The sequence below is a fragment of the Clostridium sp. Marseille-QA1073 genome (assembly GCF_054863625.1).
Map to the genome: position 1 here is coordinate 29420 of NZ_JBSVQM010000005.1, position 17442 is coordinate 46861.

Annotated in this window: 16 protein-coding genes; 5 read left to right on the top strand and 11 right to left on the bottom strand. The window is 27.5% G+C overall.

Annotated features, from left to right (window positions below):
* Positions 1-28: 28 nt before the first annotated feature.
* From ACY1IQ_RS05830 to ACY1IQ_RS05860, 7 genes are all read right to left on the bottom strand, one after another.
* Positions 29-847, bottom strand: a complete 819-nt coding sequence (locus ACY1IQ_RS05830; RefSeq protein WP_461613077.1) for an aminotransferase class IV — start codon at positions 845-847, stop codon at positions 29-31.
* A 14-nt stretch (positions 848-861) separates the two neighbouring features.
* Complete coding sequence (locus tag ACY1IQ_RS05835) at positions 862-1503, bottom strand: HAD-IB family hydrolase (protein ID WP_461613078.1); 642 nt, start codon at positions 1501-1503, stop codon at positions 862-864.
* 346 nt (positions 1504-1849) lie between these two features.
* A complete protein-coding gene (locus tag ACY1IQ_RS05840; protein ID WP_461613079.1) occupies positions 1850-2188 on the bottom strand; it encodes a DUF1292 domain-containing protein in 339 nt (112 codons plus the stop codon).
* A 393-nt stretch (positions 2189-2581) separates the two neighbouring features.
* Entirely contained in the window at positions 2582-6103 is a 3522-nt protein-coding gene (gene nifJ, locus ACY1IQ_RS05845) for a pyruvate:ferredoxin (flavodoxin) oxidoreductase (protein WP_461613080.1), read from the bottom strand.
* 584 nt (positions 6104-6687) lie between these two features.
* Positions 6688-6945: a hypothetical protein gene (locus ACY1IQ_RS05850; RefSeq protein WP_461613081.1), complete on the bottom strand. Its 258-nt coding sequence runs from the start codon at positions 6943-6945 to the stop codon at positions 6688-6690.
* 136 nt (positions 6946-7081) lie between these two features.
* Positions 7082-7267 (bottom strand): hypothetical protein, encoded by a 186-nt coding sequence (locus tag ACY1IQ_RS05855; protein ID WP_461613082.1) that lies wholly within the window; start codon positions 7265-7267, stop codon positions 7082-7084.
* A 103-nt stretch (positions 7268-7370) separates the two neighbouring features.
* Positions 7371-8444, bottom strand: coding sequence for an undecaprenyldiphospho-muramoylpentapeptide beta-N-acetylglucosaminyltransferase (locus ACY1IQ_RS05860; RefSeq protein ID WP_461613083.1), 1074 nt, complete (start codon positions 8442-8444; stop codon positions 7371-7373).
* Between the two features lie 731 nt (positions 8445-9175).
* On the opposite strand from ACY1IQ_RS05860, the gene ACY1IQ_RS05865 reads away from it, so the two are divergent.
* The 3 genes from ACY1IQ_RS05865 to ACY1IQ_RS05875 all read left to right on the top strand — a co-directional run bounded on the left by ACY1IQ_RS05865 (position 9176) and on the right by ACY1IQ_RS05875 (position 9900).
* Positions 9176-9370: an alpha/beta-type small acid-soluble spore protein gene (locus ACY1IQ_RS05865; protein WP_461613084.1), complete on the top strand. Its 195-nt coding sequence runs from the start codon at positions 9176-9178 to the stop codon at positions 9368-9370.
* Between the two features lie 35 nt (positions 9371-9405).
* Positions 9406-9597, top strand: coding sequence for a small, acid-soluble spore protein, alpha/beta type (locus tag ACY1IQ_RS05870; protein ID WP_461613085.1), 192 nt, complete (start codon positions 9406-9408; stop codon positions 9595-9597).
* 114 nt (positions 9598-9711) lie between these two features.
* On the top strand, positions 9712-9900 hold the full coding sequence (locus ACY1IQ_RS05875) for an alpha/beta-type small acid-soluble spore protein (protein ID WP_461613086.1): 189 nt from the start codon (positions 9712-9714) through the stop codon (positions 9898-9900).
* Between the two features lie 151 nt (positions 9901-10051).
* On the opposite strand, the gene ACY1IQ_RS05880 is transcribed toward ACY1IQ_RS05875, so the two are convergent.
* Positions 10052-10201: a hypothetical protein gene (locus ACY1IQ_RS05880; protein WP_461613087.1), complete on the bottom strand. Its 150-nt coding sequence runs from the start codon at positions 10199-10201 to the stop codon at positions 10052-10054.
* 605 nt (positions 10202-10806) lie between these two features.
* Here ACY1IQ_RS05880 and ACY1IQ_RS05885 point away from each other — a divergent pair.
* Positions 10807-12051, top strand: coding sequence for an HlyC/CorC family transporter (locus ACY1IQ_RS05885; protein WP_461613088.1), 1245 nt, complete (start codon positions 10807-10809; stop codon positions 12049-12051).
* Positions 12052-12156: 105 nt separating this feature from the next.
* Here ACY1IQ_RS05885 and recJ read toward each other — a convergent pair whose 3' ends face one another.
* Positions 12157-13923 (bottom strand): single-stranded-DNA-specific exonuclease RecJ, encoded by a 1767-nt coding sequence (gene recJ, locus ACY1IQ_RS05890; protein WP_461613089.1) that lies wholly within the window; start codon positions 13921-13923, stop codon positions 12157-12159.
* A gap of 299 nt (positions 13924-14222) precedes the next feature.
* Between recJ and ACY1IQ_RS05895 the strand changes: the two genes are divergently transcribed.
* The gene (locus ACY1IQ_RS05895) at positions 14223-15041 is read left to right on the top strand and encodes a TIM barrel protein (protein WP_461613090.1); all 819 of its coding nucleotides are present in this window, start codon (positions 14223-14225) and stop codon (positions 15039-15041) included.
* A gap of 43 nt (positions 15042-15084) precedes the next feature.
* On the opposite strand, the gene ACY1IQ_RS05900 is transcribed toward ACY1IQ_RS05895, so the two are convergent.
* Both ACY1IQ_RS05900 and ACY1IQ_RS05905 read right to left on the bottom strand, forming a co-directional pair.
* Positions 15085-16044, bottom strand: coding sequence for a hypothetical protein (locus tag ACY1IQ_RS05900; RefSeq protein ID WP_461613091.1), 960 nt, complete (start codon positions 16042-16044; stop codon positions 15085-15087).
* A gap of 117 nt (positions 16045-16161) precedes the next feature.
* Positions 16162-17046 carry a hypothetical protein gene (locus ACY1IQ_RS05905; RefSeq protein WP_461613092.1) on the bottom strand — a complete coding sequence of 295 codons (885 nt, stop codon included), beginning with the start codon at positions 17044-17046 and terminating at the stop codon, positions 16162-16164.
* Positions 17047-17442 lie beyond the last annotated feature (396 nt).

Consider the following 17442-nt stretch of genomic DNA (forward strand, 5'->3'; position numbering starts at 1 on the left):
GTCATTTTTCTTACCTACTTTATATTTTTTAAAGAATTTTAAACTTAATTATATCCTCAGCAATTATTTCATTAAATTTATCCATAATTTTCTTAGTTATTTTATTCTTTTGTGATTTAATGACTATATCTCCCACAGAATTTATAGGTAATACTTTTGGTGAAGTTCCAGAAATAAATAATCCACTTAAAGTATTTATTTCATTATAATTTATTGGTTTTTCTTCAACTTTCAAATTTAAAGCATTACATGCTTCAATTATTTTCATTCTAGTGATTCCTGGCAATACATCTTTAAGAGGTGCTGTTAAAACTACTTCATCTTTTATCATGAAAATATTTGATCTACTTCCCTCTGTTATATAACCATTTCTATCAACTAGAATTGCTTCATAAGCATTATTAGCTTTTATTTCACTATTTACCTTTTCTCTAAATTGATTATTGATAACCTTAGCATTAGGGTTTTCTCTTTCACCAAAGTATAATATAGTTTTCACCCCTTCACTATACATTTTTTCACTTGGATAACTGTGCTTAATAAAGAATATATATATATCCTCTTTATCTAATATAAGTTTTATATTTCCTTCGTAAATTTTGTTTACTTTTACTAATTCTAATATATCTTTAGAAAGTCCCTCCTTATTAATAGTAATTTCTTGTTCAGTTAATCCTATGGAATTTTCTAGTCTTTCTATATGTTCTTTTAAAAATAGTGGTTTCCCATCTATTATTCTTATTACCTCATATAATAGTTTGCTGCCAGTTGGCTTTATATTTTCGTATTGATCTGCTTCTTTTATTTCTCCATTATATATAAAATATTTATTAATAGCTTCACTCATATCTATATTCTCCTTTACTTCCATTTCAATATTTCAATAGCATTATGGTATTTTTTATAATTGATTAAATAAGCATTTCCTACTAAGTTAAAAAGCGGCAAATCCGACAGTGAATCAGAAAACATATAAGAGTTTTTAAAATCAACCTCTATATTGTCCTTTTTAATCTCTTCCATGAGTCTAATTACCTTTTCTTCACCTTTGCAGTTTTTCCCTTCAATTATCGGCCTATGTATACTATTTTCCACTTTAAATCTTGTACCGATAATCTTATCTACTTCTTTTATATCGTATAGTTCTTTTAGATAAAACTCTGCTGAAGCGGAAATTAAATATATTTTACATCCTTCTTCTTTTAATTTCTTCATCATATTAATAGCATCATCATAAAGGATTTTAGATAGTCTTTCTTCATAAAACTCCTTTACTATCTGCTGCATTTCATCTTCTTTTATACCATCAATAAATCTTATAAAAGTCTCTTTAGCTTTTGATGCATCTCTTAATTTTAATATATACAATATTGTAGATAATATATTACGCGGTGCATATATTATTAGTTTCGGTTTTTTCTTTAACATAAACATATATAATTCAAATAACGTTTCTCTTTTTGTAAGAGTATAGTCAATATCAAATATAGCTAGCCTTTCCATTCTTTCTCTCCTACCTCGAAAAATATATTTTATTACCTATCTATTATATGACAATTTCATAAATTATACCAAAAAATTTTGCATAATAACCGTTAATTTATTTATAATTATTACTATTAACTAGAAATTATAAATTAAACTAAAGATTAATAATAAAAAATCGAATAATACAATTGAATTTAATTTCTTTTTATATAAAAAGGAATATCTATAATTGATATTCTTCAAATTTTACCTGCAATTAAATAAAGTAGTAAATTGAGTAAATATTCCTACATATTACTAGTAATATAATTATACACCAAAAAAGCAAAAAGTCGCTTATATATAGCGACTTTTTAGTTTATTAATCTTCTTGTGTAATTAATTCTTCGTAATAAGCTTTAGCTGCTTCATACTCTTCATCTTCTGGAACAACTAATTCTCCTACTTCGTCATCTCCTACAACTTTAAATAAATATATAGCTCCATCTTCTGGATTTTGAACTATTGCATATTCATTTTCGTCGTACATAAATCCATCTACTATTTCACATAGAACCGTATTTCCATTTTCATCTTCTAATTCAACTGTTAATACTTCATGTTCTCCACAACCACATCCGCAATCTTCATGTTCATGATTATGTTCATGATTATGTTCTTCATGACCACAACCACATCCGCAATTTTTATTTTCTTCCATAGTAATTACCTCCTCTATGTTTATGTTATCATTTTACCCTTATTTATCAAATAATAAAAGCATTTTCAGGTAAAAATATAAAAATTTAAATATTAAATTAATTTATAACATTAATTCAATATTATTATGCTCTTTTATTGTAAATAAATACACTTATTCAATTGAGAATTGAAAATTGACAATTTTAAAACTTCTCCTTTATAGGAGAAGTTTTAAAAATATTATTAGAAGTTACAGAGTAACTTCTGATGATAAGACTAGCGATCTATTGCTAATAAAATCTATTTAAGAAATTAATTTGCTAAAATTAATTTTAACCACAATTCTCAATTGTCTATTTTCAATTCTCAATTGTAAAAGGATGAGAGTACCCTCTCATCCTTTTATAATTTATTATTTAGAAAAATCTTGAACTGCAAGTTTTTTGTAGCCTTCTAATCTTTCTTTTGCATCTTCTTCAGTTTTAGCAAATAATTTTTCAGCTTGTTCTGGGAATGCTTTAGCTAATGATGCATATCTTACTTCACCCATTAGATAATCCCTAAATGATAATGTTGGCTCTTTAGAATCTAAAGTGAATGGATTCTTACCTTCTTCTTTTAACATTGGGTTGTATCTGTATAATGCCCAATATCCAGATTGAACTGCAAGTTTAGTTTCTAATTGAGTAGCACCCATACCATTTTTAATTCCATGGTTTATACATGGTGCGTATGCAATTATTAATGATGGACCATCATATGCTTCTGCTTCTCTTATAGCTTTAAGAGTTTGATTTTGGTCAGCTCCCATAGCTATTTGAGCAACGTAAACATATCCATAGCTCATTGCCATCATTCCAAGGTCTTTCTTCTTAGTTCTCTTACCAGCAGCTGCAAATTTAGCTATAGCAGCAGTTGGAGTAGATTTTGAAGATTGTCCTCCTGTATTTGAGTAAACTTCTGTATCAAATACTAATATATTTACATTTTCTCCACTAGCTAGAACATGGTCAACTCCGCCATATCCAATATCATAAGCCCAACCGTCTCCTCCAAAGATCCATTGTGATCTCTTAACGAAGAAGTCTTTTTTGTTATAAACTTCTGTTAATATAGGACTGTCTTTTCCTACTTCTAATAATGGCAATATCTTATCTGCAAGAACTTTTGTAGCTTCTGCATCATTTTTCTTATCTAACCACTCATTGAATAGAGCTTTTAATTCTTCAGAAATGTTACCATTTACTGCTTCTTTAACAGCTAATTCTAATTTTCCTCTTAATTGGTTAACTCCTAGGAACATACCTAATCCAAACTCAGCATTGTCTTCAAATAATGAGTTTGCCCAAGCTGGTCCTTTACCTTTATGGTTAACTGTATATGGAGTTGAAGGAGCACTTCCTCCCCAGATAGAAGAACATCCTGTAGCATTAGCTACCATCATTCTATCACCATATAATTGAGTTACAAGTTTAGCATATGGAGTCTCTCCACAACCTGCACAAGCACCGCTGAACTCTAATAATGGAGTTTCAAATTGGCTGCCTTTAACACTTGCTACTCCCATTGGGTTTGACATCTTAGGTAATGATAAGTTGAACTTCCAATTTTCTATTTGTTTAGTTTGTGTATCAATTGGCTTCATGATAAGAGCCTTTTCTTTTGCTGGACAAACTTGAGCACAGTTTCCACAGCCTGTACAATCTTGGATACTTACTCCTATATTGAATTTCAATCCTTCAAATGCCTTTCCACCTTTAGCATCTACGAAATCTAAAGTTTCTGGAGCATTTTTATAAGAGTCCTCTGTTCCTATGAATGGTCTAATTACTGCATGTGGACATACATATGAACATTGGTTACATTGTATACATTTATCTGGTTGCCATTCTGGTACATTAATAGCAATTTCTCTCTTTTCGAAAGCAGCTGTACCTGGTTCAAATGTACCATCTTCTCTATCTATGAATGCACTTACAGGAAGCTTGTCTCCTTCTTGTCTATTCATAACATCAACTATATTTTTAATGAAATCTGGTCTTTCTTGGATTGGTTTCATTTCATCTTCTGCATTTTTCCAAGACTCTGGCACTTCTATTTTAACAACTGAGTTTACACCTGCATCTATGGCATCGTGGTTCATCTTGACAACCTTTTCACCCTTCTTACCATAAGAGGCAATAACAGCTTTCTTTAGGTGATCAACTGCTTCTTCTATTGGAATTATATCAGCTAATTTAAAGAAGGCAGCTTGCATAATCATGTTAATTCTTCCGCCTAATCCTATTTCTTCTGCTATTTTAACAGCGTTAATAGTATAGAATTTAATATCATGTTCTGCTATATATCTTTTCATGCTAGCTGGTAAATGTGCTTCTAAATCATTTTTATCCCAAATACAGTTTAATAAGAATGTTCCATTATCTTTTATTCCAGATAATACATCATACTTATTAACATATGATTGATTGTGACATCCAACATAGTTAGCATGATTTATTAAATATGGTGATTTAATTGGTTTTTTACCAAATCTTAAGTGAGATACTGTTATACCACCTGATTTTTTAGAGTCATATGAGAAGTATGCTTGAGCATACATGTTAGTGTTATCTCCAATAATTTTAATAGCACTTTTGTTCGCTCCAACAGTACCATCTGATCCAAGACCCCAGAATTTACACTCTATTGTTCCATCAGTTGTAGTTCTAATCTCTCTTGATGTCTCTAATGAAGTATGAGTTACATCATCATTTATACCAATTGTAAAGCCATTTTTTAGACTTTCATTATTTAAATGGTCAAATACAGTAACTATTTGAGATGGAGTAGTGTCTTTTGATCCTAATCCATATCTTCCACCTATTATAACTGGTTTATTTTCTATATCATAGTAAGCAGTTCTTACATCTTGATATAATGGTTCTCCAGCAGAACCTGGTTCTTTTGTTCTATCTAAAACAGCTATCTTCTTAACAGTTTTTGGTATGTATTTGAAGAAGTGTTCTAATGAAAACGGTCTATATAAGTGAACTTTTAATAGTCCTACTTTTTCTCCACGAGCTGTTAAATAATCGATAGTTTCTTCTATAACATCACAAACTGAACCCATAGCAACTATCATTCTATCTGCATCTTGTGCACCATAGTAGTTGAATAAGTGATAGTCTGTACCTATTTCTTTATTTATCATTTCCATATATTTTTCAACAATTTCTGGTATTGCATGATAAAATCTATTTGATGCTTCTCTAGCTTGGAAGTATATATCTGGGTTTTGTGCTGTTCCTCTTGTTACTGGATTGTTTGGATTTAAAGCTTTGCTTCTGAATGCTTCAACAGCTTCTTTATTTGCGAATTTAGCTAGTGTTTCGTAATCCCAAGCTTCAATTTTTTGAACTTCATGAGATGTTCTAAAGCCGTCAAAGAAGTGTAGGAAAGGAACTCTTCCTTCTAATGCAGCTAAGTGAGCAACTGGTGCTAAGTCCATAACTTCTTGAACGCTATTAGTTGCAAGTAATGCATATCCTGTTTGTCTTGCAGCCATTACGTCTTGATGGTCTCCAAATATTGATAACGCTTGAGCAGCTAGTGCTCTAGCACTTACGTGAAATACGCCTGGTAATAGTTCTCCGGCAATCTTGTACATGTTAGGAATCATAAGTAATAGTCCTTGTGAAGCTGTAAATGTAGTAGTTAATGCTCCAGCTTGTAATGAACCATGTACTGCTCCTGCAGCTCCAGCCTCAGATTGCATTTCCATCATTTTTACAGTTTGACCAAAGATATTTTTTCTTCCTTGTGCTGCCCATTCATCACAGTGTTCTGCCATTGGTGATGATGGTGTGATTGGATATATCGCAGCTACATCTGTAAAGGCATATGCTACGTGAGCAGCAGCGGTATTTCCATCCATAGTCTTCATTTTTCTCATCGTCCAAACCTTCTTTCTTTGTAAAATTTACTTTTGAGTTTTCTCTCATAATTTATAATTTACATTATCTGAAAATAAAACTGATGATAAAAACTGGGAGAAACACTTTTAAAAGTACATTTTATATATAATATTTTTACTAAAAAATAGCACGTTATACACCTTTATTATATACTATAGTCTTCAAATTTCAAGTATTAATTACCACTTTAATTGTTAGTTTTTTAACTATTTGTTATTTCTATCCTTTAGTATAAACCCTTGATTTAGCAATGATATTTCTACATTGAATTTATCTTTTTCTAAATTTTCTTTATTTTTTTACTCTTTGTATTCTCTATGAATATAGGAATATAATATTTAAGAGCATTAAATTTTTAAATTTAATTTATATTCTTCTCTTAAAATTTTTACTCTTTTATTTTTTGTATATATTGTATTCTAAAATCCTCTCTGCCTAATATTCTATAAAAATTATAATGTTTTCTTTTTTGCATATTTTATTTTTAAATGGTGAATTCCCCTCCTATTTTCACTAGTGCTGCTTCTAGTAGTAATCTCGATTTTACATATATACTTTTACGCTACTCATTCTTTATAATGCTTTGTATGATTTTTATCAAACTTTTATTGTGAAATATATTACTATATGTGGTTTCTAAAATCACATAGTCATCTTCTGTAAATATAGTAAAGTTTTTAATTACAAGAATAATTACATTTTCTAAACTTTCACTATATACAATCTTTACCTCCACATAATCTTTATTTAGAAAAATTTCATAAATAGCAATTCCTAAAAAGTGTTCAGCAGTTTTTAAAAATAGCTCTCTCCTCTTCAAAAAATCTATTTATTCTTCATAAGGATAGTCATCAAAATATTTTAACACCTTTTTGTACCTTCTATATGGTATAAAGGCCTTACAAGTTCTCCCCCCTTTATTTCTCTTTTTTATTTTTAAAGTTTCAATCTACAGCTTAAGTATATGCAAAATTTATGATCATATTATTACATATACCTAAAGTTTCTTCTGTACATATTACTTTTCCTTTGAAAATCATTTTATATAATAAGGGTCTTCTTCTAATGGATTCAATATGAGCATTAGATAATATAAAAACACCTATTTTATCAAAATCAATTTTAAATAATTTAAATTTCATAATAGAGGATTGATAATTATGGAAACTTACTCTTTTAAAAAGCAGTTTTAAAAAATTTATTCAATTAAAATATATCCATTCCAATTATAAAAAGCCGTGATAATCACGGCTTTTTATAAGTTTCTATTAACTCTATAATTTTATCAATGCTATTTTTTACATCACTTTTGTCCATAACATCAACATACTTTTCTCTATTTAAATATAATTCATCTAGTTTTTCTAATAAAACTTTAGAATTTAAATTTTCTTCCTCTATAACCATGCTATATCCGTTTTTTTCAAAGGATTTAGCATTTAGTATTTGATCTCCTCTACTTGCCTTTGCAGAAAGTGGTATAAGTAAATTAGGCTTTTTAAGAGATAGCAATTCAAAAATAAAGTTTGCACCTGCCCTTGATACAACTATAGAAGCTGCTTTCATTAGATGTGGCAGTTCTTCTTTTACATATTCAAACTGTACATATCCTTCAATATTTTTATGCTTTTCTGATAAATTACCTTTACCACAAACATGAATTATATTAAATTTCTTTAATAGTTCTTGTAAGTTTTCCCTTACAACTTCATTTATAAATCTTGATCCTAAACTTCCACCAACTACTAATACAATTGGCTTATCTGTTTTAAAATTGCATATTTGCTGTCCTTTTATTTTACTACCCTGTAATAGCTCATTTCTTATTGGTAATCCAGTAAGTACCGCTTTTTTATTATTAATATGACTAAGTGCCTCTGGAAAAGTTACACAAATTTTAGTACAGTATGGCATTGAAATTTTATTTGCAAGTCCTGGTGTCATATCCGCTTCATGAATAATAACAGGAATTTTATTAAATTTTGCTGCTAATACTACTGGCACAGATACAAATCCACCTTTAGAAAATACTATATTAGGTTTTTCATTTTTAAGTATAGATATAGCATCAAAAACGCCCTTTATCACTCTAAAAGGATCTGTAAAGTTTTTAATATCGAAGTATCTTCTTAGTTTACCACTGGAAATAACATGATATTTTATATTTTCCGCCTCAATTAATTGGCGTTCTATACCATTTTTAGTTCCTATATATTGTATATCATAGCCTAAAGCTTTTAACTTTGGCATCAATGCTATGTTTGGCGTAACATGACCAGCAGATCCTCCACCAGTCATTATTATTTTTTTTTCATTCAAAGTATTACCCCCTAGAAATAGTTCAGTGTTTTTATTTAATACATAAATAACAATTATATAGATATACCAGCTCTAAAGTTAATATATATGTAAAAATAATGGATTCCTTTTATATTATAATTAAAATTATTAAATTCACAATTCGCGATTATTTGTACTTCTCCTTTATGAGGGAAGTTTTAAATTAATTCATTTTTGAAAGAACACAGTCACTCTTATTAAAAATCTTTTTAAAGAAATTAATTTGTATAATTAATTTTAACCATAATTGTGAATTAAAATATTTTAATGAGATAGTTATTAGTTATACATTAACTTTTTAGGTAGTTTATCCATAAATATTTTCAGTAATTATTTATTTCTTAAAGTTATTTAAGTAATAAATATATATCAATTGAAAATTAAAAGTCAATAAAAATTTAATAAAAAATAAAAAAACAAATATTTATTTTTTATTTTTTTATAAACTAAAAAATTTTTAACAGATGCCTAGATATTGACTTAGAATATTGATTTTAAAGTCTTTGTAAAGATTTTAAAATACAATTTATTTAAAAAATTTCTACTAAATATAATATTCATTTTTGTATAAATTGTTAAAATTACTATCTATATTACCTAATATATACCAAAGCAAGAATTATATTCAGTTCTTTCCTTTAAATTAATAAAATAAAAGATTTATATGCGGTTAAACTAATAGTACCAAAAGAAAAGGAGGTGTTCAAGAAATGGCTAATAACAATAACAGAATATTAGTTCCACAAGCTAGAGAAGGATTAAACAACTTTAAAATGGAAGCTGCTAGAGAAGTAGGAGTTAACCTTAAAAATGGTTACAACGGAGACTTAACTTCTAGAGAAAACGGTTCAGTTGGCGGACAAATGGTTAAGAAAATGGTTGAAGCTTACGAAAGAGGATTATAATTAATTTGTACTAAATAAAAAGGAGGTGCTCACAAATGAGCAGAAGAAACAGAGTTTTAGTACCAGAAGCAAGAGAAGGATTAGATAGATTTAAAATGGAAGCTGCTAAAGAAGTAGGAGTTAACCTTAAAAATGGTTACAATGGAGACTTAACTTCTAGAGAAAACGGTTCAGTTGGCGGACAAATGGTTAAAAAAATGGTGGAAGCTTACGAAAGAAATTTATAATAACTGCCAAAAATTAAGTGCTATAAATAAGAATCAAAAATTAATACTAATAATGTAGTTAATAGCTACTATATTTAGTATACCATTAACTTAAAAATTAAGGAGGCAATTTGTATGAGCAGAAATAGAGTTTTAGTACCAGAAGCTAGAGAAGGATTAAACAACTTTAAAATGGAAGCTGCTAAAGAAGTAGGGGTTAATCTTAAAAATGGTTATAATGGAGACTTAACTTCTAGAGAAGCTGGTTCAATTGGCGGACAAATGGTTAAGAGAATGGTTGAAGCTTACGAAAGAGGATTATAGTCTTAAAATAGCAGATTTACAATTGAATATGGATATAAAGATAAGCGTGGTCTAGATCACGCTTATTTAATTATTGATTTAACTTATAAAAAAATAAGAAACTCTAAGATTTAGAGTTTCTTATTTTTTCCTAAATATTTAGTTCATTTCCTTATTGCAAATCACAATTTTTATTATCATCTAATTCATTTTTTTGTTCATTTTTTTGGTTGTTCTTTAAGTTGTTTTGTACGTTTTGTAATTCATTTACTGAATTTTTAAGATCTTGTTTTTCATTTCTTTTATTTTCCATGTTTTTCATGATAGTTTCCTCCTTATATTTAAATTTTCTTTGCCTTACGATATTAGTATGTGTATTTAAGTCCTAAATATTCTTTAATAATATTGAGTATTATGTAACTATAATCCATAAAATCCAACTTTTTATTTAAACCTTTAATCTTTATAAAGTCTAACTATTTTTAGTTTAATTCTGAAATTTTCACATCTTTGAAAATAATTAATATTTTTACTATCATAATTAAAACTATTGAATCCACAATTAAAGAACTGGCGAACACTGTTCACCTCCACAAAAACACTAGCAATTGTATTGCTAGTTAAAAAACATTAAAGAAATTATTTTGATCAAAAATAATTTCCACCTTAATTGTGCATTTTGCATTGTGAATTAAAATACCATAAAGATATATATTAAGTTCTAAGGTAGTTTCTCTATATGCATGACGAAAGTTATTTAAGATATGAGATGTATTGGTTACTAATTTCTACTTAAATATAGAAAAACTTGTCTTTAAAGAAATTTTTTAATAATTTTTAAATTTTTTCGAACTTTTGTAAATTTCTTAGATATGCTATAATATATTTATTAACTAAATATTGTGCTTTAAGGAGTGTGTTGTAATTTTGGAGCCTGGTAGTACGTGGCAATTAATTATTTTAATCATTCTCATATGTGGTTCTGCTTTTTTTTCTGCTTCAGAAACTGCACTTATGTCTTTAAATAAAATTAGACTAAGACATATGGTAGATGAAGGTGTAAAAGGTGCAAATAAAGTTCAAAAGCTAAATGATGATCCAAGTAAGCTTTTAGGAACTCTATTAGTAGGCAATAATATAGTGAACATTGCCAGTTCCTCTATAGCAACTGCTGTTGCTATAAAAATGGTAGGTTCTGAAGGAGTTGCTATAGCAACTATAGTAATGACTATAGTAATTCTTATTTTTGGAGAAATTACTCCTAAAACCTTAGCTTCACAAAATGCTGAAGAAATTGCTTTATCAGTTGCACCTCTCATATCTGTAGTCTCAATAATTTTAAAACCTTTGGTTATGCTAACTACATTTATAGCTAATATCCTTATATCAATACTAGGTGGTAAAGTTTCTAATACTGTTCCTCTAATAACAGAGGCAGAATTAAAAACTATCGTAGATGTAAGTGAAGAAGAGGGTATTTTAGAAGTGGAAGAAAAGGAAATAATTCATAAAGTATTTGAGTTTGGTGACCTATATGTAAAAGATGCTATGGTCCAAAGAGTAGATATAATTGCCATAGAACTAAACTCTACTTTTGAAGAAATTATGCAGGTTATCAAAGAGGAGCAATTTTCAAGAATACCAGTTTATCAAGAAACTATAGATAATATAGTGGGTATTTTAAATGTTAAAGATATATTGATGGCTGATTTCAAAGAAGATGAGTTTCGTATAAAAGACCATATGAGAAAACCTTATTATACTTATGAATATAAGAAAGTTATTGATTTATTTAGAGAAATAAATAAAACCAGACAACATATAACCATAGTTTTAGACGAATATGGCGGTACTGTTGGTATTATAACCATAGAAGATATGTTGGAGGAGATTGTTGGAGAAATTGATGACGAATATGACGAACAGCATTCAGAAATTACTATAATTAACGATAGTGAATACCTAGTTGATGGAAGTGTTAAGATTGAAGATATCAATGATCTTATAGGAACTGATATCCACTCCCATGAATTTGATTCTATTGGTGGTTTTATTATAGGTGAATTAGGAAATTTTCCACAGTTGAAACAGCAAATTGTTTTTGAAGATAAAAAATTTATTGTTGAAGAAATTGAAAAAAATAGAATTAAAAAAGTAAAAATTTTATTATAAATTTATATAACTAAGATAAAACAAGGAAAAGTTATTCATAACTTTTCCTTCTTTATTATTTAACAAGTTAGTTAATAAACTTAAATAAGACTTCAATTGTATAAATTAGTTGGATATTTTAAAACTATTAATTTTTAATTGTATAGACACATTACCGTTATAATCATTTATAGATGGTAAAAACACTATATCCATCTTCAACCCCTGAGGATTTTCAAGCATATATTCATAGCTTTCTCCATATTCATTTTTTAACATTTCAATAAATTCTTCTACTTTATTAAAGCATATTGCATCTATATATCTATTAGTTCCTGATATTCTACATCTAAACTTTAAAGTATTTTTCTTTTCTCCAAGTATACTTATTCTTTCAATAGGTATATTTTTCTCTGCTAGAATTGGAGAATTATTACCTTTGCCAAAAGGCTCTAGACTACGAAGTTCTTCTATTAAATTAAAATCTATATATTTAAGTGGTAACCTTTCATCTATTCTTATTTTAGGAATTAAATCTTCTTCTGATAGTTCACAAAGCTCATTTAGCTTTTCCCTAAACAATGCTATGTTTTCTTCTTTTATTGAAAGTCCTGCTGCCATGGGATGTCCACCAAATTTATGAAGTAAATCCTTGCACTTTATAAGCTCTTCAAACATATTATATTCTTCAATAGATCTTCCAGAGCCTTTAGGCATTTCTTTACCTTTTGTTAATATTATAGTTGGTACATTAAATTTTTCTCTAACTCTTCCTGCTACAATACCTGCTATACTTTCATGTACATCTTCTTTATAAGCTACTAAAACCTTATCATTTATAAGTGATGAACTGTTTACCATATTCACTATTGCTTCTACACTATCATTAGTCATTTCCTGCCTTTTTTTATTTAATTCTACTAAAGTAGAAGCTAATTCTTTAGCCTTTTCTATATCTTCACAAAGTAATAAATCTACAGATAAAAAAGCTGTTTCTAACCTTCCTGTGGCATTTATACAAGGTCCTATTAAAAATCCAACATGATATGAACTCATTTCATTTCTTATATTTAAAATTTCTTTCAGTGCCTTTAAGCCTATATTCTTTGTATTATTCATTAGTTTAAGAGCTTTTTTAGCTATAACTCTATTTTCATCAATTAGGTCAACTACATCACATATAGTTCCTATACCTGCAATTTCAATTAAATCATAAGCACTTTCTACGGAAATTCCCATAGCTTCATATAAGGCACAGCTAAATTTAAATGCAATTCCTGCACCACATAAGTTTTTAAAGGGATATTCACAATCATTTCTCTTAGGATTTATAACTGCATCTGCTATAGGCATTTTATATACTCTTTCTCCGCCTACATCTTCAAAAGGTAACTCATGATGATCAGTAATTACTACAGTCATTCCTAATTCTTTTGCTCTCTCTACCTGCTCTAATGCAGAAATTCCATTATCACAAGAAATTATAGTATTATACCCATCTTCCTTTATTTTCTCAATTCTTTCACTGCACATACCGTAGCCTTCATTTTCTCTATCTGGTATATAAAAATCTACATTACCATTGCAATTTTTTAAAGCTTTATATAATATAACTGTACTAGTAACCCCATCTGCATCATAATCACCATAAATCATTATTTTCTCACCTTGTTCTATGGCATTTTTAATTATTGATACTCCTTTTTCCATATCCTTCATAAGAAGTGGATCATGAAATTGGGAAAAAGTTGGATTTATAAATTTATTTATTTTATCAACAGTATCTATTTCTCTATTCACCATTATTTTCACTATAATTGGGTTTAAGCCTACTTCTTTCGCCAGTGATTTAACATCTGTCTTAGTAGTTCTAAGCATCCATTTACTTTCCATTGGTTCACCTCTTAAATCATACTATTTAACATTATAGCAAAAATTTAAATAAATTTACAATTGACCTTTATTTAATTATTACTTTGTTATTCATTATATAGTTGTACCACTTTGAGATTTCATCCTATACATTCATAAAATTGTATTGTTAAGTTGTTTAAGCTTCCACTAATATGGAATTGAGAATTGACTATTGATAATGGACAATTATGGTGAATTCTGAATTGCTTAAGGTTAATTATAAATTTATTTAAAAGTATGATATAATCACATCATACTTTAATTTTTGAGGTGATTTAATGGATAAATTATTATTTGGAATTTCTGGTCTTCCTCTTGGAGATGAAAATACAAAATTTACTTATAAAACTGGCATCCCTCATTTAAAAAATTTAGGATTAGATGCAATGGAACTACCTTTTGTTCGCTCAGTTAATATAACAGATAAAAATAAAGATGATGTTTTTAAAGCTAAGGAAGAAAATAACTTTTACCTTTCTGCCCATGGCTCTTATTATATAAATCTAAATTCTGATGAAATTGAAAAACAAGAAAAATCTATTGAGCGTATAATTAAGGGAGCGGAAGGGCTTCAAAAAGTAGGTGGACGAAGTTTAATATTTCATCCCGGTTTTTATTTAAAAGATTCTCCAGAAGAAACCTTTGATACTATTGAAGAAAATTTGAGAAAAATTCCACACTTTGGAGTAGATTATAGGTTAGAGACTACAGGTAAACCTACTCAGTTTGGATCTCTTGAAGAGCTAGTTGAGCTTTGTAAAAGAGTTTCTACTTGTAAATTATGTGTAGACTTTTCTCATTTACATGCAAGATATAACGGTGCATTAAAAGAATATGATGATTTTGCAAAAATATTATCACATATAGGAGATAATTTAGGCCAGGAAGCATTAGATGATATGCACATTCACATATCTGGTATAAACTATGGTCCTAAAGGTGAAAAAAATCACCTTCCTTTTGAGGAAAGTGATTTTAACTATAATGCTTGTATAAAAGCTTTTAGAGACTTTAATATAAAAGGATGTGTAATTTGCGAGAGCCCTATTCTTGAAAATGATGCTCTACTTATAAAGAAAATTTATGAATCATTATAGAAAAAGCTAAGAATAAGATATTTCTCTTATTCTTAGCTTTTTATTATAATGAAATCTTTTTAATCATCAGCAATTGATTTTTTATTTTATAGTCAATTTCTTTTATTATTCTATATATACTTAAAGCAGATGTCCCTAAAAGCCACGGTAGGCTAAAAATCACAAATTCACGAACATCTGAATTTTTCAGTACTAACATAAAATTACTCTTATTTAAAGGCATATCCATACCTATTATATATAAAATAATAAATATTATTTCTGTAGAAAATATAGAAAAAATAGTGGAAAGAATAACAATGTATTTTGTGTTTTTACCCATTTTCCCATTTAAAAATTTATATCCTAGAAATGTACCTTCTACAAAGATGACTCCTGAAACTATTACTAAATCTTCAAAAAATAAAATTATCATTATATTTATTATAAAGGCTGCTATTCCTCCAAATATAGCGCCTATAGTTCCTCTAATATAGTTTTTACGTTCTAACTCCAAAGCATCTCTTTCAGTTATAACCCTATTAATCTCTTCTGTATAACAGGCTTCATGAACTTCACATAATATATTAGTTTTAAGTATAACTTTATTAGCACCATTTTCTCCACAAAACATACATCTGTTTTGAAAATTTATATTTAATAGATTTAAAAACATAGTAAAATCACTTAATATATTTTCTAACTTTCTTCCACTTAAATACCACATTTGCTCTGATATAATCATTTGTAAAATTTCTTCTTCAAAAAAATAATTTTTCAAATTAAATTTTTTAGCATTATTATCTAAGTAACTTTGAATTACTTTAATCTCCTGCTGAGATATCCCCTTTAGTGGCACGAATATATGCTTGCATTTATTACCTTGAAAAACTGTAAAATTATAATTATTATATTTCCCACATATAAATTTCTTATATCTTTTCCAACCTTTAGCTTTAAATCGTCTAAATCCAAACATTATAAATAAATCAGAAATTTCATTAAATATTTTTCTATTAAGCATTTATTTTCTCCTGTCATAAATTTTTTGAAAAGATAAGCTTCATATAAAAATTCTACTAAAACTATGTCCTATTAACTTTACTTATGTTTGTTCTTATCTTTTTTATAATGAAACTTTTTATTTTAGTGATCCTCCTTTAATTTCAATATTAATTCTTCGTATTACATCACCAATACTTAAAATCGCCACAATTGAATTGACCACTAATTCCTTTATAATTAATAACAAATTTTCTTTTAAAGCTGCTATATAGATAAAATTTTCTATAGTAAGAGACGCTTTATTAAATATTATAGAATATATGATATCTGCTATAGGTATAAGTATCACTGAGAAAATAGTTGAAAAAATAATAATACTTTTAGTACCTCTTCCTATCTTTCCTCCTAGAAATTTATACCCTTTAAATGCTCCTAAAACTATAAAAATCCCTATAATAACTAAAGTTCTATTAGTAAAAGCACTAAATAAAAGATTTAATATTACAACTATAATTCCTCCTAATAAAGCTCCTATAGTTCCTCTAAAATAATTTTTATTTTCTAATTCTAAATTATTTTTTTCAACCTTTAGCTTTGTATCTTTTTGTGCATAGCATTCCTGATGACTTTGACATAATACCTTTTCCTTAAGTATTGTTTCATAAGCATTGTCTTCTCCGCAAAATATACATCTGTTTTTTAGATTTATATTAGATAGATTTAAAAACATAGTAAATTCTTCTAAAATATTTTCTAATTTACCACTGCTTAAAGAGAAAAATTTTTCTGAAATATTTATACGTAAAAATTCTCCTTCAAAAAAATAATTTTTCAAATTATATTTTTTAGCATTGTTAGTAAAAAAGCTTTGAATTATTTCAATTTGCGGTTTAGATATTTCTTTTAAGGGCATAATTATTCCTTTATAGTTATCTCCTTGAAAAACAGTAAAATCATAATCATTATATTTTCCATATATAAAATTTTTTCTTCTTCCACCCTTTTCTTTTAAGCTTTCCAAAATTAAGTATTTTAAATGGTTTCATGTGTTCATTAAACATTTCTTTTGCTCCTTTTATAAATATTTGAAAAAATTTTTCATATAAATATCCTAGTAAAGCAATATGAAGTTTGTTTTATACTATCGCATAAAAATTCGACCTTTTTCTTGTATTTCTTGACATACTATTGCATTTTATTATAATTTATAACATTCAAGCAAAATATATATAATTATATATTTTTTTACATTTATTTTAGTAATTTTATATTAACAATTATATATATAAAAAAACAAAAGATAACTAAATGTTGCCACTTCTTGTTTTAGAAATTAATCATAGACTTTAAATATTAAACCTAATTTCATTATAATTCTCAATCGTCAATTGCTTTAAATTGTGAATTAAATTATTTT

What these genes read in the sequence shown, in the direction of transcription:
- ACY1IQ_RS05830 (WP_461613077.1), bottom strand. Translation starts at nt 847, where the DNA reads ATGAGTGAAGCTATTAATAAATATTTTATATATAATGGAGAAATAAAA.
- ACY1IQ_RS05835 (WP_461613078.1), bottom strand. Translation starts at nt 1,503, where the DNA reads ATGGAAAGGCTAGCTATATTTGATATTGACTATACTCTTACAAAAAGA.
- ACY1IQ_RS05840 (WP_461613079.1), bottom strand. Translation starts at nt 2,188, where the DNA reads ATGGAAGAAAATAAAAATTGCGGATGTGGTTGTGGTCATGAAGAACAT.
- nifJ (WP_461613080.1), bottom strand. Translation starts at nt 6,103, where the DNA reads ATGAGAAAAATGAAGACTATGGATGGAAATACCGCTGCTGCTCACGTA.
- ACY1IQ_RS05855 (WP_461613082.1), bottom strand. Translation starts at nt 7,267, where the DNA reads ATGAAATTTAAATTATTTAAAATTGATTTTGATAAAATAGGTGTTTTT.
- ACY1IQ_RS05865 (WP_461613084.1), top strand. Translation starts at nt 9,176, where the DNA reads ATGGCTAATAACAATAACAGAATATTAGTTCCACAAGCTAGAGAAGGA.
- ACY1IQ_RS05870 (WP_461613085.1), top strand. Translation starts at nt 9,406, where the DNA reads ATGAGCAGAAGAAACAGAGTTTTAGTACCAGAAGCAAGAGAAGGATTA.
- ACY1IQ_RS05875 (WP_461613086.1), top strand. Translation starts at nt 9,712, where the DNA reads ATGAGCAGAAATAGAGTTTTAGTACCAGAAGCTAGAGAAGGATTAAAC.
- ACY1IQ_RS05880 (WP_461613087.1), bottom strand. Translation starts at nt 10,201, where the DNA reads ATGAAAAACATGGAAAATAAAAGAAATGAAAAACAAGATCTTAAAAAT.
- recJ (WP_461613089.1), bottom strand. Translation starts at nt 13,923, where the DNA reads ATGGAAAGTAAATGGATGCTTAGAACTACTAAGACAGATGTTAAATCA.
- ACY1IQ_RS05895 (WP_461613090.1), top strand. Translation starts at nt 14,223, where the DNA reads ATGGATAAATTATTATTTGGAATTTCTGGTCTTCCTCTTGGAGATGAA.
- ACY1IQ_RS05900 (WP_461613091.1), bottom strand. Translation starts at nt 16,044, where the DNA reads ATGCTTAATAGAAAAATATTTAATGAAATTTCTGATTTATTTATAATG.